Here is a 20,614-nt window from a genome sequence, read left to right as displayed (position 1 = left end):
GCCTTCCCGGCTCCCGCTGCCTCACGGCTGTCGGTCACGGCTGCCTCACGGCTGTCGGTCACGGCTGCCGGTCACCCGAACAACCCCGTGCGCTGGTGCGTCCGCGGGTGCGGTGGTGCGCTGAGGACACCGTGTCACGTCCCAGGAGGCATCCGCGATGAGCCGTCGTCCGTCCCACCCCGTCCGTCTCATGGCCTCCGCCCTGGCTGCGGGCGCGCTGCTGACCACGGCGGCCTGCTCGGACGACGGAGGCGGGTCGCGGGCGGCCTCGGACACCGCCGCACAGGCCCGCGCCGCCGAGCAGAACGCGGCGAAGCAGACCCCGAGCGGCTCCCCCACGGACTCCCCGACCGGCTCACCCACGAACTCCCCGACCGGCTCACCCAGTGCCTCCCCCTCCACCCTCACCGAGTCCGGCGCGAAGGCCGCCCTGCTCACCGAGGCCGACCTGGAGGGCGAGTGGAACCAGGTCCAGGACGCGGACAAGTGGCGCGACCGGCTGCTCGTCGGCGAGGTCGACGTCTCCGACTTCCTCACCGCCAAGACCGACGCGGCGGACTGCCAGAGACTCCTCGACGGCCTCTACCGCGACAATCTGCTGGGCGAGCCGTCGGGGCCGTCGGCGCTCACCGGCTTCGAGCAGGGCGACTCCCGCCTGCTGGAGCAGGTCGCCGCCTACGACCGCGCCGGACTGGACGACAGCCTGAAGTGGATGGACTCCCTGCCGCAGAAGTGCGATCAGTTCACCGCGACCGACGAGGCGGGCGAGAAGCGCACGGTCCAGGTCACCGAGGCCTCGGTGCCCGAGGTCGGCGACGCGCGCGAGGGCCTGCACGTGACCGTGCAGGGAACCGCCGCCGACAACCCGGCCACGCTCACGCTGGACGTCGTCGCCGTACGCGTCGGCACCTCCGCCCTCACCGTCACCGGCGGCGGCCTGGACGGCGACGAGGCCGCCTCCGTGGAGCAGGCGGTGCGGCAGGGCACCGAGCGCCTGAAGACCGTCCTGGACGGCGGAACCCCTTCGCCGCAGCCCACCAACCTGGACTGACGGCCTCGCCGGACGGCCCCGGCACCACGCCCCGTGGCGCGTCACCCGACGCGGCGTGGGGCACCGCCGTGTACGCACCTCGGGCGAAAACCGGACACCGTGATCACCGGACGGCACAATGAGGGTGTGCGCCGACTGCCGGCGGGGCTCGCTCCACGCCGCCCGGCGGCCTGGTGGACGGCGGTTGAGCGGCGTGGGACCGGTCACAGTCCCGGAGCGCCGCCCGGGAAGCAGGAACGGCTGAAAGTATGATCAAGCGATGTCTGACATGACCGAAACCACGCCGGGCTGGCTGTCGACCGACGAACTCGAGATGGCGCGCGCCCGCATGCCGATCCTCTACGTCGAGGCCGTGCCCGTGCGCGTCGACGACAGCGGAGAAGTCACCAGCGTCGGCCTGCTCCTGCGCATCGGTCCCGACGGGACGGTCAGCCGGACGCTGGTCTCCGGCCGGGTGCTGCATCACGAGCGGGTCCGGGACGCCCTGCTGCGTCACCTGGAGAAGGACCTCGGCCCGGTGGCGCTGCCTCGGGTGCCGTCCTCGCTCCAGCCGTTCACGGTGGCCGAGTACTTCCCCACGCACGGCGTCACGCCGTACCACGATCCCCGGCAGCACGCTGTCTCCCTCGCCTACGTCGTGCCGGTGACCGGCGACTGCCGGCCGCGGCAGGACGCGCTGGACCTGGTCTGGTTCAGCCCGCGGGAGGCTCTGTCACCGGCGGTGCAGAGCGAGATGCCGGGCGGGCACGGGGTGCTGCTGAAGCAGGCGCTGGCGCATGTGGGCTGCGTGGTCTGAGCCCTCGGTGGCCGGCCGTCCGCACGGGCTACTCCCCGGGCCGCTCCCCGTTGCTCAACTGCGGGTCCAGGTCGTCCCGGAGTAGACCCCGGGACCCCGTCTGGCCGGTGCGGTAGGCGGAGCGGGCCACCAGGTGGGAGGCGACCGGGCCGGTGAGGAACTGGAAGAAGACGATGAGCGCGAGGGTGCCCAGGTCGATGCCGTGGCGCAGCCGCAGCGCCACGCCGACGAGGACGAGGAGCATCCCGAGGGTCTGCGGCTTGGTGGCGGCGTGGCTGCGGGAGAGCACGTCGGGGAAGCGGAGCATCCCGATCACGCCGAGCAGGCACTGCAGGCAGCCGAGGAACAGGAGGACCGCCCCGATCAGGTCGGCGGCCTCGGCCCAGGCGTTCACCGGTGGTCCTCCCTGCCGTCCGCGCGCACCGAGGGCCGGTCGCGTACGGCGATGAACCGGGCGATGCCCACCGAGCCCGTGAAGCCGAGGAAGGCGAGCACCAGCATCACCGGGAAGTAGAAGGAGTCGCCGTCGTGGGCGGCCTTGACGCCGAGGCCGGCGATGATGAGCGCCGCCGCCACGTCCAGGGCGACCGCGCGGTCCAGCATCGAGGGCCCGTACCAGATGCGGTACAGCAGCAGGGCGCCCGCGACGAGGATCATCACGGCCGAGGCGACCAGCACGGCCTCTTCGACGGCACGCAGGGTGGTCACGGCGCGGGGTCTCCTTCCGGTACGGGCTGGGCGGCGAGGGCGATGTCCTCGGCGGTGCCGAAGGCGCGGGCCACGAGTCCCTCCATGCGCCACACCGACCGCTGGGCGCTCTCGATCTCGCCGGGGTCGTCGGCGTCGAGGACGTGCAGGAACAGGGTGGCCGTCGACCGGCGCACCTCGATCACGGAGCCGCCGGGGACGTTGGAGACGGCGACGGCGGTGGCCGTGAGCATGAGGTCGCTGCGCACCCGCAGCGGGACGGCGACGACCGCGGCCGGGTACGGGCCCTTGGCGAAGATCTGCCGGGTGACCTCGACACTCGAGGAGAACATGTCGTACAGCAGGTAGACCGTGAGCCGCAGGATGCCCAGCGGACGCAGCCGCAGGCCGAGGTCGACGGCGGGCAGTGGGAAGGCGAGGCAGAGGCACACCGCGACGATGACGCCGTTGACGAGGTTGGCCCAGGACAGGGTGCCCCACAGCATGATCCAGATGACCGTGAGCCAGGCGATGAGCGGCAGGTCGAGCACGCGTCTGCCGCTACCGAGGCGGAAGGACCAGCTGTAGGGGGAACGGTCGCGGAAGAGGTTGCTCATCGGCCGAGCACCGCCTCGATGTAGGGGGTACGGGCGAGGAGTTCGGTGGCGGCGGCCTCGGTGAAGGTGGTGAGGGGGCCGCCGAGCACGGTGTAGAGCAGGCCGAGGGCGACCGCGGCGCCGGTCGCGACCAGCATCGGCCAGGGCAGCCGCCTGGTGGTGGTGATGGTCTGGCCCAGAAAACCGGCCGGGACCACGGCACCCGCCGGCACCGGCAGGCCGCGCCCGGCGCCGGTCTCCGCCCCGTCCGCCCCGTGCTCCCCGTCCGCCCCGCCCGCCCCGTCTTCGTCATTCGCGTCGTCGCCCGGCTCGTCCTCGGCCGACTCCAGCACCCTGCCCTCGCCCTCGGCCCCGGGCGGAGCGTCCCGCCAGAACGCGAGGTTCCAGACCTTCGCCATGACATAGAGGGTGAGCAGGCTGGTGGCGGCGGACCCGGCGACCAGCGCCCAGGCCCAGCCGCCCCCGTTGTCGACGCCCGCCCGCATCAGGCCGAGCTTGCCGATGAACCCGGAGAGCGGCGGGATGCCCGCGAGGTTCATGGCGGGAACGAAGAACAGCACGGCGACCAGCGGCGCGGTCTTCGCCAGGCCACCGAGGCGGGTGAGTTCCGTGGTGCCGTCGCGCCGCTCGATGAGCCCGGCGACGAGGAAGAGGGTGGTCTGCACGGTGATGTGGTGGGCCACGTACACGATCGCCCCGGCGATCGAACCGCGCCCGGCGAGCGCGATACCGAAGACCATGTAGCCGATGTGGCTGATGAGAGTGAAGGAGAGCACCCGCTTCAGGTCGGTCTGGGCGACCGCGCCGAGGATGCCGATGACCATGGAGGCGAGCGCGGCGAGCATCAGCAGGTCGCCGAGGCGGTGGCCGGGGAAGAGCAGGGTCTGGGTGCGCAGCATCGAGTACACGCCGACCTTGGTCAGCAGGCCGGCGAAGACCGCGGTGACCGGTGCGGGCGCCGTCGGGTAGGAGTCGGGCAGCCAGGCCGCGAGCGGGAACACCGCCGCCTTGATCGCGAAGACCGTCAGCAGCATCGCCTCCAGCAGGGTGCGCACCCCGAGCGGGACTTCCTGCAACCGCCCCGCGAGCTGGGCGAAGTTGACGGTCCCCGCGACCGAGTACGTCATGGCGATGGCGACGAGGAAGAGCACCGAGGAGAACAGCGAGATGATCACGTACGTCGACCCCGCCCGGACGCGGGTCGCGGTGCCGCCGATGGTGAGCAGGACGAAGCTCGCGACGAGCATGATCTCGAAGCCGACGTAGAGGTTGACGAGGTCTCCGGCCAGGAAGGTGCAGGAGACGCCTGCCACGAGGATGAGGTAGGCGGGGTGGAAGACGCCGACCGGCGTCTGGTCGTCGCGGTCGGCCATGCCCTGGCCCAGCGAGTACAGGTTGACGAGCAGGGTGACGGCGCTGGACACGGTGAGCATCAGGCCCGCGAGCCGGTCGGCGACGAGGGTGATGCCGACCGGCGGCGCGAAGTCGCCGAGGTGCACGCTGAGCGGACCGTGGCGGTCGGCGGCCACCATGAGGATGACGGAGAGCACGAGGACCGCGCCGAGCACGGCGAGGGTGATGAAGCGCTGGAACCGCTGGAGCCGGGGGCCGATGGCCAGTTTCAGGCCCGTCACGCACAGGGGCAGCAGGACGGGGAGCGGCACGAGCGCGTTCACTTGGTTCCTTCCGTGCCGGCGCCCTCGGGGTCGTCGGGCTGGTCGGGCGGCGGGTGGCCGGAGTCCTCGCCGGGGTGCGAGTCGGGCTCGCGGCCGGTCTCCTCGGGGTCGTTGGAGGGCCCGGCGACGCGGGCCGGTGCCGGTCCCGGCCGGCCCGACGGGTCGGTGGTGCCCAGCTCCCGGCCCTCGCGGTAGTCCTCCGGGTCGGCGCCGAGGATGTCGTTCCACAGGTTCCCGGAGACGTCGTTGGCGCGGGCCTGGTAGGCGCGTTCCTCGCGGACCCGTCGGCGCAGCCGTTTGCGGGCGGCGCGGTAGCGGGCGCCGAGTTCGGGGTCGGTGCCGTGCTCGGCGCGCGCCTCGCGGTAGCGGTCCCGCAGTTCGCCGCGCCGGTCGAGGAACTCGGCGCGCAGGGCGACCAGCCGGTCCTCGGTGTCGTCGCTGATCTCGTCGGAGCCGGTGACCTGGTGGCTGCGGTAGGCCATGGCGAGCAGAAACGCCGTGGTGGCGAGGGTGATGACGATCGCGGTGAGGGCGATGGCCTGGGGCAGCGGGTCGGTGACCCGGTTGCGGATGACGTGCGGGTAGAGCAGCGGCGCGTCGCCCGCGCTGCCCGTCGAGGCGAGGACCAGCAGGTTGACGCCGTTGCCGAGGACGACCGCGCCGAGCAGGATCCGGGTCAGGGACCGGGTCAGCAGCAGGCTGGCGCCGACGGCGCTGAGGACGGCGGCGGCCACCAGGAGGGACAGGCTCACGGTCATGCGGGGCCCGCCTCGCCGCGCGGGGTGTGTCGGCCGGCGGCCGCCCGTTCGATCTGCCGGTCGATCCGGGCGCCGAGGGCCCGCACGATGTCGAGGACCACGCCGAGGACGAGGAGGTAGACGCCACAGTCGAAGAGGACGGCGGTGGACAGGTGGGCGTCCCCCCACACGGGCAGGTGGCCGTGCCAGGTCCAGCCGTGCAGCACGGTGCCCTCGGCCAGGCCGCCCAGTGCGACCCCGGTGGACAGGAACAGGCCGAGCCCGGTGAACAGGCCCGCCTTGAAGGGCACGGCGTCGGCGAGTTCGTGCCGCCCGCCCGCGAGATAGCGGGCGATGAAGGCCACGCCGGCGGTCAGGCCCGCGACGAAGCCGCCGCCCGGCAGGTTCTCCGCGCACATCAGCAGGTAGACGGAGAGGACGAGGATGGGGTGGAAGATGAGACTCGCGACCACTTCCAGGACCACGGAGCGGCGCTCGGGGGCGAGGGTGGAGCTGGCCGCGAGCCAGGTCCGCTCCGGTGCGCCCTCGTCGCCGCTGGGCAGGCCCGCCGATTCGTACGAGGTCGCCCGCCAGGCAGTGCGCAGGCCGGCGTGCGGGTGGTCCCCGGGCAGCGGCAGTACGGGCTGCTCGGCGCTGTCGGTGCGGCGGTGCAGGTAGATGAGGCTGGTGACACCGATCGCGGCGGCGGCGAGCACCGCGGACTCCCCCATCGTGTCCCAGGCCCGCAGGTCGACGAGGATCGTCGCGACGACGTCCTTCAGACCGTGGTGGGCGGTCTCCTCGACCATCGCCGCCCCGGCGCTGTCGGCCCGGCGGTGCCCCGCCATGATCCAGACGACGAGGCCGACGGCGGCGCCGCCCGCGAGCGCCACCGGCATCCGCAGTGCGCGCCGCCACCGGCTGTAGTTCTCCTCGAAGTGCACCGGCATCCGGCGCAGCACGAGCACGAAGACGATCATCGAGACGGTCTCCACGCAGAACTGGGTCAGCGCGAGGTCGGGCGCGCCCTGCACGACGAAGAGCAGCGCGGTGCCGTATCCGGTGAGCCCGGCGAGCACGACGGCCTTCATCCGGCGCCGCACAACCAGGCACAGCGCGGCGGCGGCACAGGTCAGCGCCGCGACACCGGCCTGCGCCGGGGTGTCCCACAGGCGCGGCGCGGGCACTCCGGTCCAGGGTTCGTCGGCGACGAGTACGGCGATCTGTCCGGCGAGGACCACGCTCATGGTCGTCACGAGGTACACCGACAGCGAGCCGCGCTGCACGAAGCCGGTGCACTGCAAGGCGGCGCGTTCCAGCGCGAGCAGCAGCCGTCCGAAGTTCCGGTCGGCGGAGCGCCAGGCCAGGGCCTGCCCGACACGCTGGACGGGGCCTGCGGCGAGGAACAGCAGGACACCGCCCGCCCAGGCCGCACAGGACAGGCCGAGGGCCAGGCCCGCCCCGTGCCACAGCGCCAGGTGGTACGGGTGGACGGGTACGGGGAACTGCCCGGCGTACGTACCGAGGAGCCCCTGGAGCCAGGACACGCCGGGTCCGAGGGCGAGGCAGGCCAGGGCCAGGCACGGCGGGCGGCGCGAGGAAGGCCGGCGGGACGGCGTGCGCGTCGGTGTCCTGGAGGCCGGGCTTGCGGGCGAAGGCACCCCACAGGTAGCGCAGCGTGTAGGCGGTGGTCAGGGCCGAGCCGACGACCGTCGCGGCGAGCGCCCAGCGGTCGGCGGTGCCCCCGTCCAGGAGGGACTGGAAGGCGGCCTCCTTGGCGGTGAAGCCGAGCAGCGGCGGTACGGCGGCCATGGACAGTCCGGCGACCACGGCGACGGTGCACACGGCGGGCAGCCGGCGCCCGAGCCCGGAGAGTCTTCGCAGGTCGCGGGTGCCGGTGGCGTGGTCGATGACCCCGGTGACCAGGAAGAGCGGGGCCTTGAACAGGGCGTGGCCGAGGATCATGGCGGTGGCGGCGAGACCGGTGTCGTGCCGGCCCGCGCCGGCGAGGACGGTGAGGAAGCCGAGCTGGCTGACGGTTCCGTACGCGAGGACGAGTTTGAGGTCGTTCAGGCGCAGCGCCCGCCAGGCGCCCAACAGCATCGTCGCGGAGCCCAGGACGAGCAGGAGCGGCCGCCAGGGCGTGACCTCCGCGAACGCGGGAGCGAGCCGGGCGATGAGGTAGACGCCGGCCTTGACCATCGCGGCGGCGTGCAGATAGGCGCTGACCGGGGTGGGGGCGGCCATGGCGTTGGGCAGCCACAGGCTGAACGGCCAGATCGCGGACTTGGAGAGGGCGCCGACGAGGATCAGCACGATCGCGGTGGACAGCGCCGCCGACGCGGACGGCGGGTCGGCGAGGATCGCCGAGATCCGGTAGGTGCCCGCCTCGTGACCCAGGATCAGGAAACCGACGAGCATGGTCAGTCCGCCGAGCGTGGTGACCGTCAGGGCCTGCAGGGCGCTGCGCCGGTTCCGCTTGTGGTCGCTGGTCTGGCCGATCAGCAGGTAGGAGAAGACGGTCGTCAGTTCCCAGAAGATGTAGAGCAGGATCAGGTCGTCGGCGAGGACCAAGCCGAGCATCGCCCCGGCGAAGGCGAGGAGGTTCCCGGCGAACCTGCCCAGTTGCCGCGACCGGTCGTCGAAGTAGGAGGCGCAGTAGACCAGGACGAGGGCGCCCACTCCCGCGGCGAGCAGCACCATGAGTTCGGCGAGGGCGTCCAGCCGCAGCGCCCAGTCCACGCGGTAGGCGGGCAGCCAGGCCCACTCGGTGGTGTCGGCGCCGCCCGCGGCCGTCGTGCTCCACCGGGTGGCCGCCCAGACGGCCGTCGCGGCGGGCGGCAGCGCCAGCACGATGAAGGCGCGGGTCCCGCACCACCTCACCAGCGGCGCGGCGAACAGCGCGAGCGCGAAGTGGCAGAGGATGAGCGCGGACACCCGACAGTGATATATCGGGCATCTCGCCTGGGCGCCCAGCCACGCCGCAGGGCAGACAATCGAGGGGCGGTTTCGGATCTCTCCGAAACCGCCCCTCGATCAACGACTGTCTCCAGTCGGGACGACAGGATTTGAACCTGCGACCCCTTGACCCCCAGTCAAGTGCGCTACCAAGCTGCGCCACGTCCCGTTGCCCGCCTGACCTGGGGTTTCCCCCGGCCGAACGCGCAGGAAAACCATACCGCACTCGGGCCGGTGGTCGCGCATCGCTTTCCGGGGCACGGCCCGCCGGGCGACACGCCTCCGCACGGCCCGCCGTCAGCGCTTCTCCGCGCGGGACGGCTCGGGTGTGGCCGCCGCCGTGCGGTCGGAGCCGGCCGCGGCCGCGTCGACCCGCACCAGTCCGCGCACCGCCGGTATCAGCAGCAGGGCGGCGCAGACGGCGAAGCTCGTCGCGCCGGCGACGAGCAGCACATGGTCGGCGCCGATGACCGAGGCGGCGGGTCCCGCGAGGGCCTGGCCGACGGGCATCATGGCCAGCGAGCCCGCCACGTCGTAGGCGTGGATGCGGTTGAGGACGTCCGGCGGGACCTGGGTCTGCACACTGGTCGCCCACATGACGCCCCAGAAGGACATCCCCGCCCCGGCGACGGCGGCTCCGGTCGCCATGGCGGGCACGCCGAGCCCGGCTCCGACGCTCGCCGGGAAGGCGGCGAAGCCGACGAGGGCGATCGCGCCGGCGCGGAGCATGCGGCGGGGCCGCAGCCGCAGCGCGAGGAGCCCGCCGACGACGGTGCCCGCGCCCAGGGCGGAGTTGACCAGGCCGTACGCGCGTGGGCCGTGCTCCTGCACCACCTCGGTCGCCACCAGCGGGACGGTCGGGCCCCACACGGCGATCATGTAGACGCACCAGACGGCGATGACGCCCCACAGCCACTGCCTGGAGCGGAACTCCCGCCACCCCTCGACCAGGTCGGCGCGGAAGGCCTTCGTCCCGCCGCCCACCACCACTCGGCTGCCCGGCGCGAGCGGAGGCAGCCGGAGCAGCAGCAGGCACAGAGCGCTGACTCCGTACGTGGTCGCATGGGCCGCGAAGACCCCGCCCGGTGAGGCGAAGCCGACCAGGAGACCGGCCACCGCGGGCCCCGCGAGCTGGGCGGCGGACTCGGCGACGCGTATCGCGCCGTTCGCGCCCTGGATGTCGGAGGCGAGCCGGGGCACGGTGCTGGCGACGCCGGGCTGGAAGACGGCGCCCGCGACGCCGTTGACGAACCCGATCGCGCAGATCTGCCACAGCACGACGTGGCCGGAGAAGAACAGGACGGCGGCCAGCGCCTGGGTGCCGAGCCGCACCAGGTCGGCGCCGATCATCAGTTTGCGGGTGCTGAAGCGGTCGGCGAGGACCCCGCCGAAGACGACCAGGCCGGCGAACGCGGCGGCCGTCGCGGCCATGGCGAGACCGACCGCGCCCGCCCCGTACCCGTGCTGGAGCAGACCGGCGGCGAGCGCGACGGGCAGCATGGTGTCGCCCAGCCGGGCGATGGCCCGGGCCACGAAGAACAGCGCGAAGTCCCGCGACCAGACAGCTCGCGCCGCGCCCGCCCCGGCCGCCCCCTCGTGCGTGGGCTGCGACGACGTCCCGGCCATCCCGCACTCTCCCCTCCACGGCCGGCCCCGCCGGTCGCCCGCCCCGTGCGGCCCCTGCTGGTCCCCGCCCGGCCCCTGACCCCGCGCGCGTCGTACGTCCGACAGCCGGAGCCCCCTTCGGCCCCGGCTGCCACGCATGTCACCGGATCATGCCACGGGGCACTGACAACGCCCGAGGGGTTTTCAGCCCCCGGCCGGCAGCCCCAGCCGGGGGTGGGACTCCAGCAGCCGGGTCGGGGCCGCCTGGCGCCAGGAGTCGGCGAGGATGTCGCGCAGCTCGTCCTCGCCCTCCAGGGCGGCGAGGCGGGCCCGTACCCAGGCGAACTGCGCCTCGTGGCCAGCGATCCAGAACTTCCCCGGCTCGGCCAGCACGAGTTCGTCGCGCTCCTCCTTGGGGCAGCGCACCGCGATGGAGGTCTCGTCCTCGGGCAGCGTGGCGAACATCTTCCCCGCGACCCGGAACGTGGGCATGCTCCAGGCGATCTTCTCCGTCGTATCCGGCAGGGACAGGGCGATACGGCGTACGTCTTCTGCGTCCGGCATGTCAGGCACGGTAGCCGCCGCCACTGACATTCACCCGGCGTCGGCCGGGGCGCCCACCTGCGAACCGACCTGCTTGAAGTAGAGCGTCGTCGGCCGCAGTTCCCCGCCCGGGTCCGCCGCATAGTCGGGGATCGTTCCGGCGCGGGTCCACCCGCGGGAGCGGTAGAGGTGCTCGGCGGGGCTGCCGGTCTCGGTGTCCAGGTGGAGCAGGGTGATGCCGGCCCCCGCGGCCGCCTCCTCCGCTGCGGTCAGTAGCCGGCGGCCGAGCCCCCGGCCTCGCGCCGTACGGGAGACCATCAGCTTGGCCACCTCGGCGCGGTGGCGGCTGTTGGGCTTGTCGGGCAGGGCGAGGCTCACCGTTCCGAGCACACGGTCCCCCTCGTGCGCGACCCAGACGGCGAGCCGACCGGCGGCCACCGCGGCGGCCCGGCCCCGCCACCAGGCGAGGGCGTCCGCCCGGTCGAGCGGCGCGAGGAAGCCGACGGACGCGCCGCCCTCGACGGTGTCGGTCAGCAGGTCCGCCAACTCCTCCAGCAGGGCGGTCAGTCGGTGCTCGTCCACGCGGCTCACGATCACGGCAGCACCACCGCCAGCACATAGCGCGCGTCCTCGGGGCCGGCGCACCGGAACCTCGTCGGCCCCCACACCCGCATCCGCAGGCAGTCCCCGGTGCCGAGGTGGTGCTCGACGTCCTGGGCCGTCACCTCCAGGGCCCCTTCCAGGACCCAGATGTGCTGTTCCAGGCCGGGCACGGGCGGCCGGTCGTAGGCGAGGTCGGCGCCGGCGGCGAGCCGTCCCTCGACGAGTTCGCCGCGCAGGCCGGCGTGCGGCGGGGACACGGAGCGGCGTGCGAACCCGGCGGACCGGTCCTCCCACAGCGGCTGCTCGGCGGCCCGTACCAGCAGCGCGGGTTCCGCCTCGACCTCGCTGAGCAGCCGGGACATGGTCCGTCCGTAGACGGCGCACAGGCGGTTCAGCAGGGCGGCGGTGGGGCTGATCTCCGCCCGTTCGGCGCGGGACAGCGTGGACCGGCTCACTCCGGTGCGTTCCGCCAACTCCCCCAGCGACCAGTTGTGTTCGGCGCGCAGCTCGGCCAGTCGGGCGGCGAGCCGGGCGTCCACGAGGTCGGGAGCCTTGGACTCCTCATCCGCGTCTCTCATATTCGGGACGTTATCCCGGATATGAGACGGCCGTGTTACTGAGACCTCACACCCGGGCCGCCTCGTCGAGCGCGTCCAGGACCGGGCGGATCAGCGGGTGCTCCTCGGCGCCCCGGCGCACGGCCGCGAAGACGCGGCGGGTGGGCGCGACCCCGTCGACCGGGCGGACGACCACTCCCGTGAGGTCCGTGCCGTGCAGGGCCGAGCGCGGGACGAGTGCCACGCCGACATCGGCCGCGGCGAGCGACACGACCGCGCGGAAGTCGTCCGAGGAGTGCTCCATGCGGGGCTGGAAACCGGCGTGCTCGCAGGCCAGGACCACCACGTCATGGCAGGGGTTGCCCGGGTAGGGGCCGATCCACGAGTCCTTGGCCAGCTCCCCGAGCGGCACCTCGTCGGCGTCGGCGAGGCGGTGGCCGAGAGGGACGACCGCGTCGAAGGGCTCGGCGTACAGGGGGACGTGGGTCAGCCGCGGATCGTCGGCGGGCGGCGCCCCCCGGTACTCGACGGCGACGGCCACGTCGACCTGCCGGTCGAGGACCATCGGCAGGCTGGCGTCGCCCTCGGCGTCCTGGACGCGGATGCGGATGCCGGGCGCCGACTCGGCGAGGCGGGCCAGCGCGGGCGCGACGACCAGGGCGATACCGGTCGCGAAGGAGGCGACCGTGACCGTGCCCGCGTCGCCCGAGCTGTACGCGGCGAGTTCCGCCTCGGCCCGCTCCAGCTGGGCGAGGACGGCGTTGGTGTGGCTGAGCAGGATCTCGCCGGCCGGGGTCAGCCGTACGCCCTTGGCGCCGCGCTCGACCAGGCGGTGGCCGGTCTCCTGCTCCAGGGCGGCCAGCTGCTGGGAGACCGCCGACGGGGTGAGGTACAGCGCGGCGGCAGCCGCCGTCACGGTGCGGTGGTCCGCCACCGCTCGGAGGATGTGCAGCCGCCGCGCTTCGATCACGGGATCGATTCTCTCACCCACCGCACCTGCCGCGCCCGTGGCCGCAGGTCACGCCCGCGTCAGGCGTCCAGCTCCTTGCGCGCCGCCACGAAGGCGTCCACCGCGCGGTTCACGTCCTCCGTCGAGTGGGCGGCGGACAGCTGCACCCGGATGCGGGCCTGGCCCTGCGGCACGACCGGGTAGGAGAAGCCGATCACGTACACCCCACGCTCCAGCAGCAGCTCGGCCATGCGGCCCGCCTTCGACGCGTCGCCGATCATCACCGGCGCGATGGCGTGGTCGCCGGGGAGGATGTCGAAGCCCTCCTCGGTCATCCGGTGGCGGAACAGGGCGGTGTTCTCGGCGAGCCGGACGCGGAGGTCGTCGGCCGACTCCAGCAGGTCGAGCACCTTGAGGGAAGCGGCGGCGATCACCGGGGCGAGCGTGTTGGAGAAGAGGTACGGCCGGGAGCGCTGGCGCAGCAGGGCGACGATCTCGGCGCGGGCGGCGACGTAGCCGCCGGAGGCGCCGCCGAGGGCCTTGCCGAGGGTGCCGGTGATGATGTCGACGCGGTCCATGACGCCGTGCAGCTCGGGGGTACCGCGCCCGCCGGGGCCGACGAAGCCGACGGCGTGCGAGTCGTCGACCATGACCATGGCGTCGTGGCGGTCGGCCAGGTCGCAGATCTCGCGGAGCGGGGCGACGTAGCCGTCCATGGAGAAGACGCCGTCGGTGACGATCAGCTTGCGGCGCGCGTCGCCGGCGGCCTTGAGCTGCGTCTCCAGGTCGGCCATGTCGCGGTTGGCGTAGCGCAGGCGCCTGGCCTTGGACAGGCGGATGCCGTCGATGATCGAGGCGTGGTTGAGGGCGTCGGAGATCACCGCGTCCTCGGGGCCGAGGAGGGTCTCGAAGACGCCGCCGTTGGCGTCGAAGCAGGAGGAGTAGAGGATCGTGTCCTCCTGGCCGAGGAACGCGGAGAGCCGGGCCTCCAGTTCCTTGTGCACCTCCTGGGTGCCGCAGATGAAGCGCACGGAGGCCATGCCGTAGCCCCAGCGGTCCAGCGCCTCGTGGGCGGCGGCGACGACCTCGGGGTGGTCGGCGAGGCCGAGGTAGTTGTTGGCGCAGAAGTTGAGGACCTCGCCGGGGCGGCCGCCCGCGGTGACGTTCACGGTCGCGGACTGCGGGGTGCCGATCACACGCTCGGGCTTGTGCAGCCCGGCGGCGCGGATCTCGTCGAGGGTGGCGCGCAGGTCGTCGCGCACGGAGTCGAACATGTCAAAAGCTCCTGGAAGAGGCGTTGGCAGAGGCGCTGGAGAAGACGCTGGAAGAGGCAGGTGACTTACGCGGTCCAGTCGAGGATGACCTTGCCGCCCTTGCCGCCGGCCGCGTCCTCGAACGCCGCCTCGTGGTCGCGGTGGCTGTAGCGGCCGGTGATGACGGGGGCGAGGTCGAGGCCGCCTTCGAGCAGCACCGACATGGCGTACCAGGTCTCGAACATCTCGCGGCCGTAGATGCCCTTGACGGTGATCATCGAGGTGACGATCCGGGCCCAGTCGACCGGGAACTCCTCGGACGGCAGGCCGAGCATCGCGATCCGGCCGCCGTGCGTCATGTTGGCGATCATGTCGCGCATGGCCTCGGGGCGGCCGGACATCTCCAGGCCGATGTCGAAGCCCTCGCGCAGGCCGAGTTCGCGCTGTCCGTCGGCGATGGTCGACTTCGACACGTCGAGGGCGAGGCTCACGCCGACCTTGAGCGCGAGGTCCAGGCGTTCCTGGCTCACGTCGGTGATCACGACGTTGCGGGCCCCGGCGTGCCGGGCGACGGCGGCCGCCATCAGGCCGATCGGCCCGGCGCCGGTGATGAGGACGTCCTCGCCGACCAGCGGGAAGGACAGGGCGGTGTGCACGGCGTTGCCGAACGGGTCGAAGATCGCGGCGACGTCGAGGTCGACGGGGACGCGGTGCACCCAGACGTTGGTGGCGGGCAGGGCGACGTACTCGGCGAACGCCCCGTCCCGGCCGATGCCGAGCCCGACGGTGGCGCGGCACAGGTGGCGGCGGCCGGCCAGGCAGTTGCGGCACTTGCCGCAGACCAGGTGTCCTTCGCCGCTGACCCGGTCACCGGCCTTGATGTCGGTGACGTCCCGCCCGGTGTCGACGACCTCGCCGACGAACTCGTGCCCGACGACGAGCGGGGTGCGGATGGCCTGCTGCGCCCAGCCGTCCCAGGCCCGGATGTGCAGGTCGGTGCCGCAGATGCCGGTGCGCAGCACCTTGATGAGCACGTCACCGGGTCCGATGACGGGATCGGGGACGTCCGTGAGCCGGAGGCCGGGCTCCGCCTTCTCCTTGACCAGCGCCTTCAACGCTACGGCTCCTGACGGTGAGTCCCGGTGCCGGGCATGCCGAGGCAGCCCGCGTCCGGGAAGGGGAGGGGAATCGCACAGCAATCTGCCGTACGACACCGTCCCGGGTCCATCGAGCCTTTCTTAAGCCCGGTCGCAGCTTTCCTTCACGCCCTCACACCCGGTCGCCGCGGTGCCCGTCGGCTCACAGCGGGAGGCCGTCCTCCGCGCTGCGTTCGATGCGCCGTACGAGATCGGCCGCCGTCGACTTGATCGTCGCCAGGCCCGCCTTCCCCCAGGTCCGGGGCCTCACGTCGGCGGCGGACACCGCGCCCAGCACCGTCCCCGTGCTGTCGATGAGCGGGGCCCCCAGGTAGGAGCGGATGCCGAACTCGTCGACGACCGGGTTGCCCGCGAAGCGCGGATAGTCGCGCACGTCCTCCAGGACCAGGGCCTTGCGCCGGACCACCACGTGGGGGCAGAAGCCGTGGTCGCGCGGCTGGACCCGGGCGAACTCGGGACTGGTGCCGTCCCCCCGCGTCACCGGCGCGATCTCGGGCACCCGCAGGCCCGCGAAGAACTGCCCGCCCTCGACCAGGAAGTTGACCATCGCGTACGGCGCCTCGGCGAGCCCGGCGAGATGGGCCGCGTAGGCGTCGAGGGCCGGATCCGGGCGTTCCGCCAGACCGAGCCTGCGCAGCCGCCGCACCCGGGCGGGGGCCTCCCGGTCCTCGGGGGTGAGCAGCAGTCGTCCGGCCGGGCGCGGCGGGTCATAGCTCATGGGCGGGCTCCGTCGCTGTGGGCGTGCGTCATGTGCGGCTCCGTGGCGGTGGGTACGGGAATCACCTGGGGTCACCTGGAGATCACCTGTGGGCGCCGTACCCCGTCGTGGGGGCCGGTGTGTGGGCGATGAGGTGGCGTACGAGGGTGAGCAGGGTCTGCACGCCGGAACTGGAGATCCGGGCGTCGCAGCGCACGATCGGGATCTCGGGATGGAGGTCCATGGCGGCGCGCACCTCCTCGGGGTCGTAGCGGTACGCACCGTCGAACTCGTTGATCGCGACGATGAAGCCGAGTCCGCGCTCCTCGAAGAAGTCGACGGCGGCGAAGGACTCCTCAAGGCGGCGGGTGTCGGCGACGATCACGGCACCGAGCGCGCCCTCGCACAGCTCGTCCCACATGAACCAGAACCGTTCCTGGCCGGGCGTCCCGAACAGGTACAGCACGTGTTCCGGGTCGAGGGTGAGGCGGCCGAAGTCCATGGCCACGGTCGTTTCGAGTTTGTTCTCGATTCCGTCGAGGTTGTCGGTCGCGGCGCTGACCGTGGTGAGCAGTTCCTCCGTGCTCAGCGGTGCGATCTCGCTGACCGCGCCGACGAAGGTCGTCTTGCCCACCCCGAACCCGCCCGCCACGAGGATCTTCAGCGCGGTGGGGAAGGGGTCGGTGGTGTCGTGGCCGGATCCCGGGACGGGTCCGTGGCCGTAGTCAGAGCTGTCGTCGTAGTCCATCGAGCACTGCCTCCAGAAGGGCCCGGTCCGTGGGGTCGTGGTGGAACGAGGCGGGGGGTTTGGTGGTCAGCGCGCCGCAGTCGACGAGGTCCGACAGCAGCACCTTGGTGACTGCCACCGGAAGCCTCAGATGAGCGGCGAGCTCGGCGACCGGGAGGGGCGCCCGGCACAGGTCGAGTGCCTGCGCGTGTTCAGGACCGAGGTAACCGAGGGGGGTCGCCCCCGTGGCCATCACCTGGGACATCAGGTCGAGCTCGACGGTGGGCCGGGTACGGCCGTTGCTCACGGTGAAAGGGCGCACCAGCCGTCCGGCCGCATCGTCGAGCCAGGGCCCGTCGCCGGCCGCGGCCACCCTCAAGGCCTCATCGCCGGGGGTTCGACGGCGTGCTGTCGGGGCGCGGTGACCAGGTAGGGGCGGACGCTCTTGACCAGCATCGCCATCTCGTAGCCGAGCACTGCCGCGTCGGCCTCGCGGCCGGCCAGTACGGCGAGGCAGGTGCCCGAACCGGCGGTGGTGACGAAGAGCAGGGTCGAGTCGAGTTCGACGACGACCTGCCGTACGTCCCCGCCGTCGCCGAAGCGGACACCGGCGCTGCGGCCGAGGGAGTACAGGCCGGAGGCCAGGGCCGCCATGTGGTCGGCGCTGTCCGCGTCGAGGCCGTGGACGGACTTCACCAGTCCGTCGCAGGACAGGAGCACCGCGCTGGACGTGTGCGGCACGCGCTGCACGAGGCCGCTCATCAGCCAGTCGAGGTCGGATACATGGCCGGTCGGCGCGTGGCTCGCCATGGTGGATCGACTCCTTGGGGTACGAAGGTCTGCGGGAGCGCTGGTGGGGGTGGGGGTGGGGAGGAAGCGGGGGGCGGTCGCGGGGCTGCTCATCCGGCCGGGTCCCGGTGGGTCGGTTCCATGGGGATCGGCTCCATGGGGATCGGCTCCGTGTGTGCCGGCTCCATGCGGGACGGTTCCGTGCGCGTCGGCGCCGGATCGACGCGCGTCGGCTCCATGGGGGCCGGCCCCATGTGCTGCTGGGCCTCCGCGAGGCCGATGCCGCGTTGGAAGGCCGCCATGAGTCCGGGGTCGTGGCCGGCGTGCTGCTCGGGTTCCTGGCGCGGTGCGGGTCCGCCGCGCAGCTGGGGCGCGATGTGCTCCTGGGCGCGGCGGCGGGGCAGTTGGGGCTTGCCCATGGTGCCGCGCACCGCACTGTGGCGCGGGACGGGCGGGGTGGCCGCGTGCTCGGCGAGGACGCCCCGGTCTTCGGGCCGGACACCGGGCACGGCGGCTGCCGGGGTGGGCCGGTCCCGGTGGGCGCCGCGCACGGGCAGCGGCACGGGTTCGCCAGAGTCCGCCCTGCGGGCCGGGGCCGGCGCGGGCACCGTGGGGGCGGGCGCGAAGGGGACGGGAGCGGGTGCGGCTGGGGCTGCGGGTGCGGCGGGGACCGGCGGCATCGCGGGGGCGTCGGTCGGCGGCTGCTGCCGGGGCGGCGGCAGGGGCACGGGTTCGGCCCCGCCGGCCTCCGCCGGCCGGGCTCCGCCCGCGGGGAGCACTCCCGGCTCCGTGCCCAACAGGGCCTGCGGCACGACCAGTACGGCCTGGACACCGCCGTAGATGTTGGTCTGCAGGCGGACGGTGATCCCGTGCCTTTTCGCGAGCTGGGAGACGACGTACAACCCGATGCGGCCGTCCGCGAGCAGGCGGGCGACGTTGACCTGGTCCGGGTCGGCGAGCAGGGCGTTCATCCGGCTCTGTTCGCCGACGGGCATGCCGAGTCCGCGGTCCTCGACCTCGACGGCGAGGCCCGAGGTGACGAGGTTGGCGCGCATCAGCACCTGGGTCTGCGGGGCGGAGAACAGGGTGGCGTTCTCGACGAGTTCGGCCAGCAGGTGGATGACGTCGGCGACGGCGTGGCCGCGCAGGGTCCCGTCGATCGGCGGGACCAGCCGGACGCGCGAGTACTGCTCGACCTCGGCGATGGCCGAGCGGAGCACCTCGGTCATGTCGACGGGGTTGCTCCACTGCCGGCGGGAGACGGCGCCGCCCATCACGGCGAGGTTCTCGGCATGGCGGCGGATGCGGGTGGCGAGGTGGTCGACGTGGAAGAGGCCCTTGAGGAGGTCGGGGTCCTCGATCTCGTTCTCCAGCTCGTCCAGGATGGAGATCTCCCGGTGCACCAGCGACTGCAGGCGCCGGGCGAGGTTGACGAAGACCTCCAGCTTCTGTTCGCTGCCCGCCTGGCTGGAGAGCTGGGCGGCCCGGACGACGGCGGTGACGGCGCCGTCGTGGGCGCGGGACAGGTCGGCGGCGAGCAGTTCGAAGTCGTCGGCGTCGTCCGGCGGTCCGCCGCGCGGTTTGCGCTGGGGCGGGGTCTCGCCGCGGCGCAACGCCTCGACCACGGCCCGCAGATCGCCCTCCTGGCGCGCGGTGCTGCGCCGCAGGGCGCCGACGCGGTCGTGCACGGACCGCGCGGCGCGGTCGGCGGCGACGGCGGCGGTGACGACGGCCGCGAGGGTCACCGTGACCGCCCCGGCGAGCACGCCCCACAGGACGAGGCCGGGCCGGGCGCCGGTGGACCGGACGGTGAACAGGACGACCGCGCAGGCGCCGAGGGCGACAGCGACGGGCGGCAGCACGGCGAGACGCAGGAGTTGGGGGCGTATGTGGGTCTCGGGCAGCGCGGGGGCGGTGGGTGAGGCCGGCCGGCCGTGCCGCCCGCCCTCACGGCGGTCTGCTCGCGCGGCCGGGGCGCGGAGGTGAGACATCGGGGTCCTCGTACTGGTCCGTTGGTCCGTCGGGCCCGGATCGGGCCCTGATGCTCGCGCGTGGTGGCGGATGCCACGCGGACACGCGACGCCACGCGGGCACGCGTCGTCGCGGTGTCGACCGAGCGGACCGGGGGATCCGGTCTACGTCGCCCGACGGACACTGACAGTAGTCGCCCGCACATCATGTGCGGTGGGCAGTTGCCAAAGTCCCCCGGACAACGTCCCGCTCTGGTATGAGGCTTCGTACGACAGCCCGATAAGCCGGTGAAGCTTCCGCTCCGGAAGCACTGGGAACCGGTCCGACTCGATCAAGTTCAGTCACCGCGAGTGACAACGGAGACTCCCGCCCGGACGGGGCGAGGAGATGACGGGCGTCGCGCCGGGGACGCCGCCCGCCTCACCTTCGCCGACCGCGGTACGTGCCCGCGGTACCGCGGCGGGCCATCATCCGCCGTACAGCCGCCTCGCGCGGGATCTCAACATTCCCGGCTCCGGCGTACGGCGGGGGCGCCGGCCGGTCAGCGCAGCGCCTGCGGCCCTACGACGGCATGCGCGCCTACAGCCAGTCGAAGACCGCCTTCGGCCTCTTCGGCCTGGAACTCGACCGGCGCAGCGAAGCGGCGGGCTGGGGCATCACGAGCAACCTCTCTCACCCCGGAGTCGCGCCGACGAGCCTGCTCGCCACCCGCCCGGCGGTCGGCCGCGCCAAGGACACGCTGGGCGTGCGCCTGATCCGCCGCCTGTCCGCCCGTGGCCTCGTTGTCGGCACGGTCCACACCGCACAGCTGCCCGCCCTCTACGCCGCCACTTCCCCCAGGGCCATGGGCGGCGGGTTCTACGGGCCGAGCGGCCCCGGGCACCTGGGTGGCCCTCCGGCGGAGCAGAGGCTGTACAGCCGCCCGCACAGCACCGAGGAGGCGCGGCGTGCGTGGCAGACCTCCGAGGAACTCGTGGGTGTCCGATCCTGCGGATAGACCCGGTGCGGGCCTGCCCGGCTCAGTGGCCGAGGTGGGTGTCAGGTGAACGGCAGAGGGTCCGGCAGGAGCCAGGTGGCCGCCGCCGCTCCGCTCACGAGGGCCGTCGCCCAGCCCGCCCACGGCCGCCCGGACAGGGTCCGGGCCCCGGCAACAGGGCGGTTTTGTCTAGACCTATTTTGTCTAGACCTCTTGCCCCGCCCATGACCTGCGGGCTACGTTTCCCGCTGTTCGGAGTACTGCA

19 protein-coding genes, 1 tRNA gene and 2 pseudogenes are annotated in these 20,614 nt (G+C 73.1%); 3 read left to right on the top strand and 19 right to left on the bottom strand.

The genetic code is table 11. The features are described from left to right. Positions 1-157: 157 nt before the first annotated feature. Together ACFCZF_RS34610 and ACFCZF_RS34605 are read left to right on the top strand one after the other, a co-directional pair. Positions 158-1,051 carry a hypothetical protein gene (locus ACFCZF_RS34610; protein ID WP_376675005.1) on the top strand — a complete coding sequence of 298 codons (894 nt, stop codon included), beginning with the start codon at positions 158-160 and terminating at the stop codon, positions 1,049-1,051. A gap of 268 nt (positions 1,052-1,319) precedes the next feature. Next, positions 1,320-1,847 carry an NUDIX hydrolase family protein gene (locus ACFCZF_RS34605; protein WP_375920227.1) on the top strand — a complete coding sequence of 176 codons (528 nt, stop codon included), beginning with the start codon at positions 1,320-1,322 and terminating at the stop codon, positions 1,845-1,847. A gap of 28 nt (positions 1,848-1,875) precedes the next feature. Here the strand turns inward: ACFCZF_RS34605 and mnhG are convergent, their stop codons facing one another. The 19 genes and pseudogenes from mnhG to ACFCZF_RS34510 all read right to left on the bottom strand — a co-directional run bounded on the left by mnhG (position 1,876) and on the right by ACFCZF_RS34510 (position 19,393). Beyond that, positions 1,876-2,241 carry a monovalent cation/H(+) antiporter subunit G gene (mnhG, locus tag ACFCZF_RS34600; RefSeq protein WP_376675004.1) on the bottom strand — a complete coding sequence of 122 codons (366 nt, stop codon included), beginning with the start codon at positions 2,239-2,241 and terminating at the stop codon, positions 1,876-1,878. Continuing rightward, entirely contained in the window at positions 2,238-2,504 is a 267-nt protein-coding gene (locus ACFCZF_RS34595) for a monovalent cation/H+ antiporter complex subunit F (RefSeq protein WP_375920224.1), read from the bottom strand. Before ACFCZF_RS34595 ends, mnhG begins: the two co-directional genes overlap by 4 nt. 47 nt (positions 2,505-2,551) lie before the next feature. Beyond that, positions 2,552-3,151 (bottom strand): Na+/H+ antiporter subunit E, encoded by a 600-nt coding sequence (locus ACFCZF_RS34590; RefSeq protein WP_375920134.1) that lies wholly within the window; start codon positions 3,149-3,151, stop codon positions 2,552-2,554. Next, a complete protein-coding gene (locus ACFCZF_RS34585; protein WP_376675003.1) occupies positions 3,148-4,827 on the bottom strand; it encodes a Na+/H+ antiporter subunit D in 1,680 nt (559 codons plus the stop codon). The genes ACFCZF_RS34590 and ACFCZF_RS34585 overlap by 4 nt, the downstream gene beginning before the upstream one ends. Further along, a complete protein-coding gene (locus tag ACFCZF_RS34580) occupies positions 4,824-5,585 on the bottom strand; it encodes a Na(+)/H(+) antiporter subunit C (RefSeq protein ID WP_376675002.1) in 762 nt (253 codons plus the stop codon). The genes ACFCZF_RS34585 and ACFCZF_RS34580 overlap by 4 nt, the downstream gene beginning before the upstream one ends. Further along, positions 5,582-8,501 (bottom strand): annotated as a pseudogene (locus ACFCZF_RS34575) (Na+/H+ antiporter subunit A). The gene ACFCZF_RS34580 and the pseudogene ACFCZF_RS34575 overlap by 4 nt, the downstream one beginning before the upstream one ends. A gap of 116 nt (positions 8,502-8,617) precedes the next feature. Next, a tRNA-Pro gene (locus tag ACFCZF_RS34570) sits at positions 8,618-8,691 on the bottom strand. 128 nt (positions 8,692-8,819) lie between these two features. Then, positions 8,820-10,148: an MFS transporter gene (locus ACFCZF_RS34565; protein WP_376675001.1), complete on the bottom strand. Its 1,329-nt coding sequence runs from the start codon at positions 10,146-10,148 to the stop codon at positions 8,820-8,822. 183 nt (positions 10,149-10,331) lie between these two features. Continuing rightward, positions 10,332-10,691, bottom strand: a complete 360-nt coding sequence (locus tag ACFCZF_RS34560; protein ID WP_375921942.1) for an MmcQ/YjbR family DNA-binding protein — start codon at positions 10,689-10,691, stop codon at positions 10,332-10,334. Positions 10,692-10,721: 30 nt separating this feature from the next. After that, positions 10,722-11,267, bottom strand: coding sequence for a GNAT family N-acetyltransferase (locus ACFCZF_RS34555; protein WP_376675000.1), 546 nt, complete (start codon positions 11,265-11,267; stop codon positions 10,722-10,724). Beyond that, a complete protein-coding gene (locus ACFCZF_RS34550) occupies positions 11,264-11,851 on the bottom strand; it encodes a helix-turn-helix domain-containing protein (protein WP_376674999.1) in 588 nt (195 codons plus the stop codon). Before ACFCZF_RS34550 ends, ACFCZF_RS34555 begins: the two co-directional genes overlap by 4 nt. A gap of 46 nt (positions 11,852-11,897) precedes the next feature. Beyond that, positions 11,898-12,800, bottom strand: a complete 903-nt coding sequence (locus ACFCZF_RS34545; RefSeq protein WP_376674998.1) for a LysR family transcriptional regulator — start codon at positions 12,798-12,800, stop codon at positions 11,898-11,900. Between the two features lie 59 nt (positions 12,801-12,859). Further along, on the bottom strand, positions 12,860-14,053 hold the full coding sequence (locus ACFCZF_RS34540) for a glycine C-acetyltransferase (protein ID WP_376674997.1): 1,194 nt from the start codon (positions 14,051-14,053) through the stop codon (positions 12,860-12,862). Positions 14,054-14,118: 65 nt separating this feature from the next. After that, positions 14,119-15,147, bottom strand: a complete 1,029-nt coding sequence (gene tdh / locus ACFCZF_RS34535; protein ID WP_376674996.1) for an L-threonine 3-dehydrogenase — start codon at positions 15,145-15,147, stop codon at positions 14,119-14,121. A 184-nt stretch (positions 15,148-15,331) separates the two neighbouring features. Further along, positions 15,332-15,907, bottom strand: coding sequence for a GAF domain-containing protein (locus ACFCZF_RS34530; protein WP_376674995.1), 576 nt, complete (start codon positions 15,905-15,907; stop codon positions 15,332-15,334). Between the two features lie 82 nt (positions 15,908-15,989). Continuing rightward, positions 15,990-16,634 carry an ATP/GTP-binding protein gene (locus tag ACFCZF_RS34525; protein WP_375921963.1) on the bottom strand — a complete coding sequence of 215 codons (645 nt, stop codon included), beginning with the start codon at positions 16,632-16,634 and terminating at the stop codon, positions 15,990-15,992. Beyond that, a complete protein-coding gene (locus tag ACFCZF_RS34520; RefSeq protein WP_376674994.1) occupies positions 16,612-16,986 on the bottom strand; it encodes a DUF742 domain-containing protein in 375 nt (124 codons plus the stop codon). The genes ACFCZF_RS34525 and ACFCZF_RS34520 overlap by 23 nt, the downstream gene beginning before the upstream one ends. 2 nt (positions 16,987-16,988) lie before the next feature. Further along, positions 16,989-17,423 (bottom strand): roadblock/LC7 domain-containing protein, encoded by a 435-nt coding sequence (locus ACFCZF_RS34515; RefSeq protein ID WP_375921966.1) that lies wholly within the window; start codon positions 17,421-17,423, stop codon positions 16,989-16,991. Between the two features lie 89 nt (positions 17,424-17,512). Further along, positions 17,513-19,393, bottom strand: a complete 1,881-nt coding sequence (locus ACFCZF_RS34510; RefSeq protein ID WP_376674993.1) for an ATP-binding protein — start codon at positions 19,391-19,393, stop codon at positions 17,513-17,515. A 542-nt stretch (positions 19,394-19,935) separates the two neighbouring features. Between ACFCZF_RS34510 and ACFCZF_RS34505 the strand changes: the two are divergent. Beyond that, a pseudogene (locus ACFCZF_RS34505) lies at positions 19,936-20,370 on the top strand (short chain dehydrogenase); the annotation flags it as partial. Positions 20,371-20,614: the final 244 nt, after the last annotated feature.

Origin of the sequence: Streptomyces sp. NPDC056296 (assembly GCF_042268605.1) — a bacterium.
Classification (GTDB): Bacteria; Actinomycetota; Actinomycetes; order Streptomycetales; family Streptomycetaceae; genus Streptomyces.
This window is presented reverse-complemented; position numbering and strand designations above follow the sequence as displayed.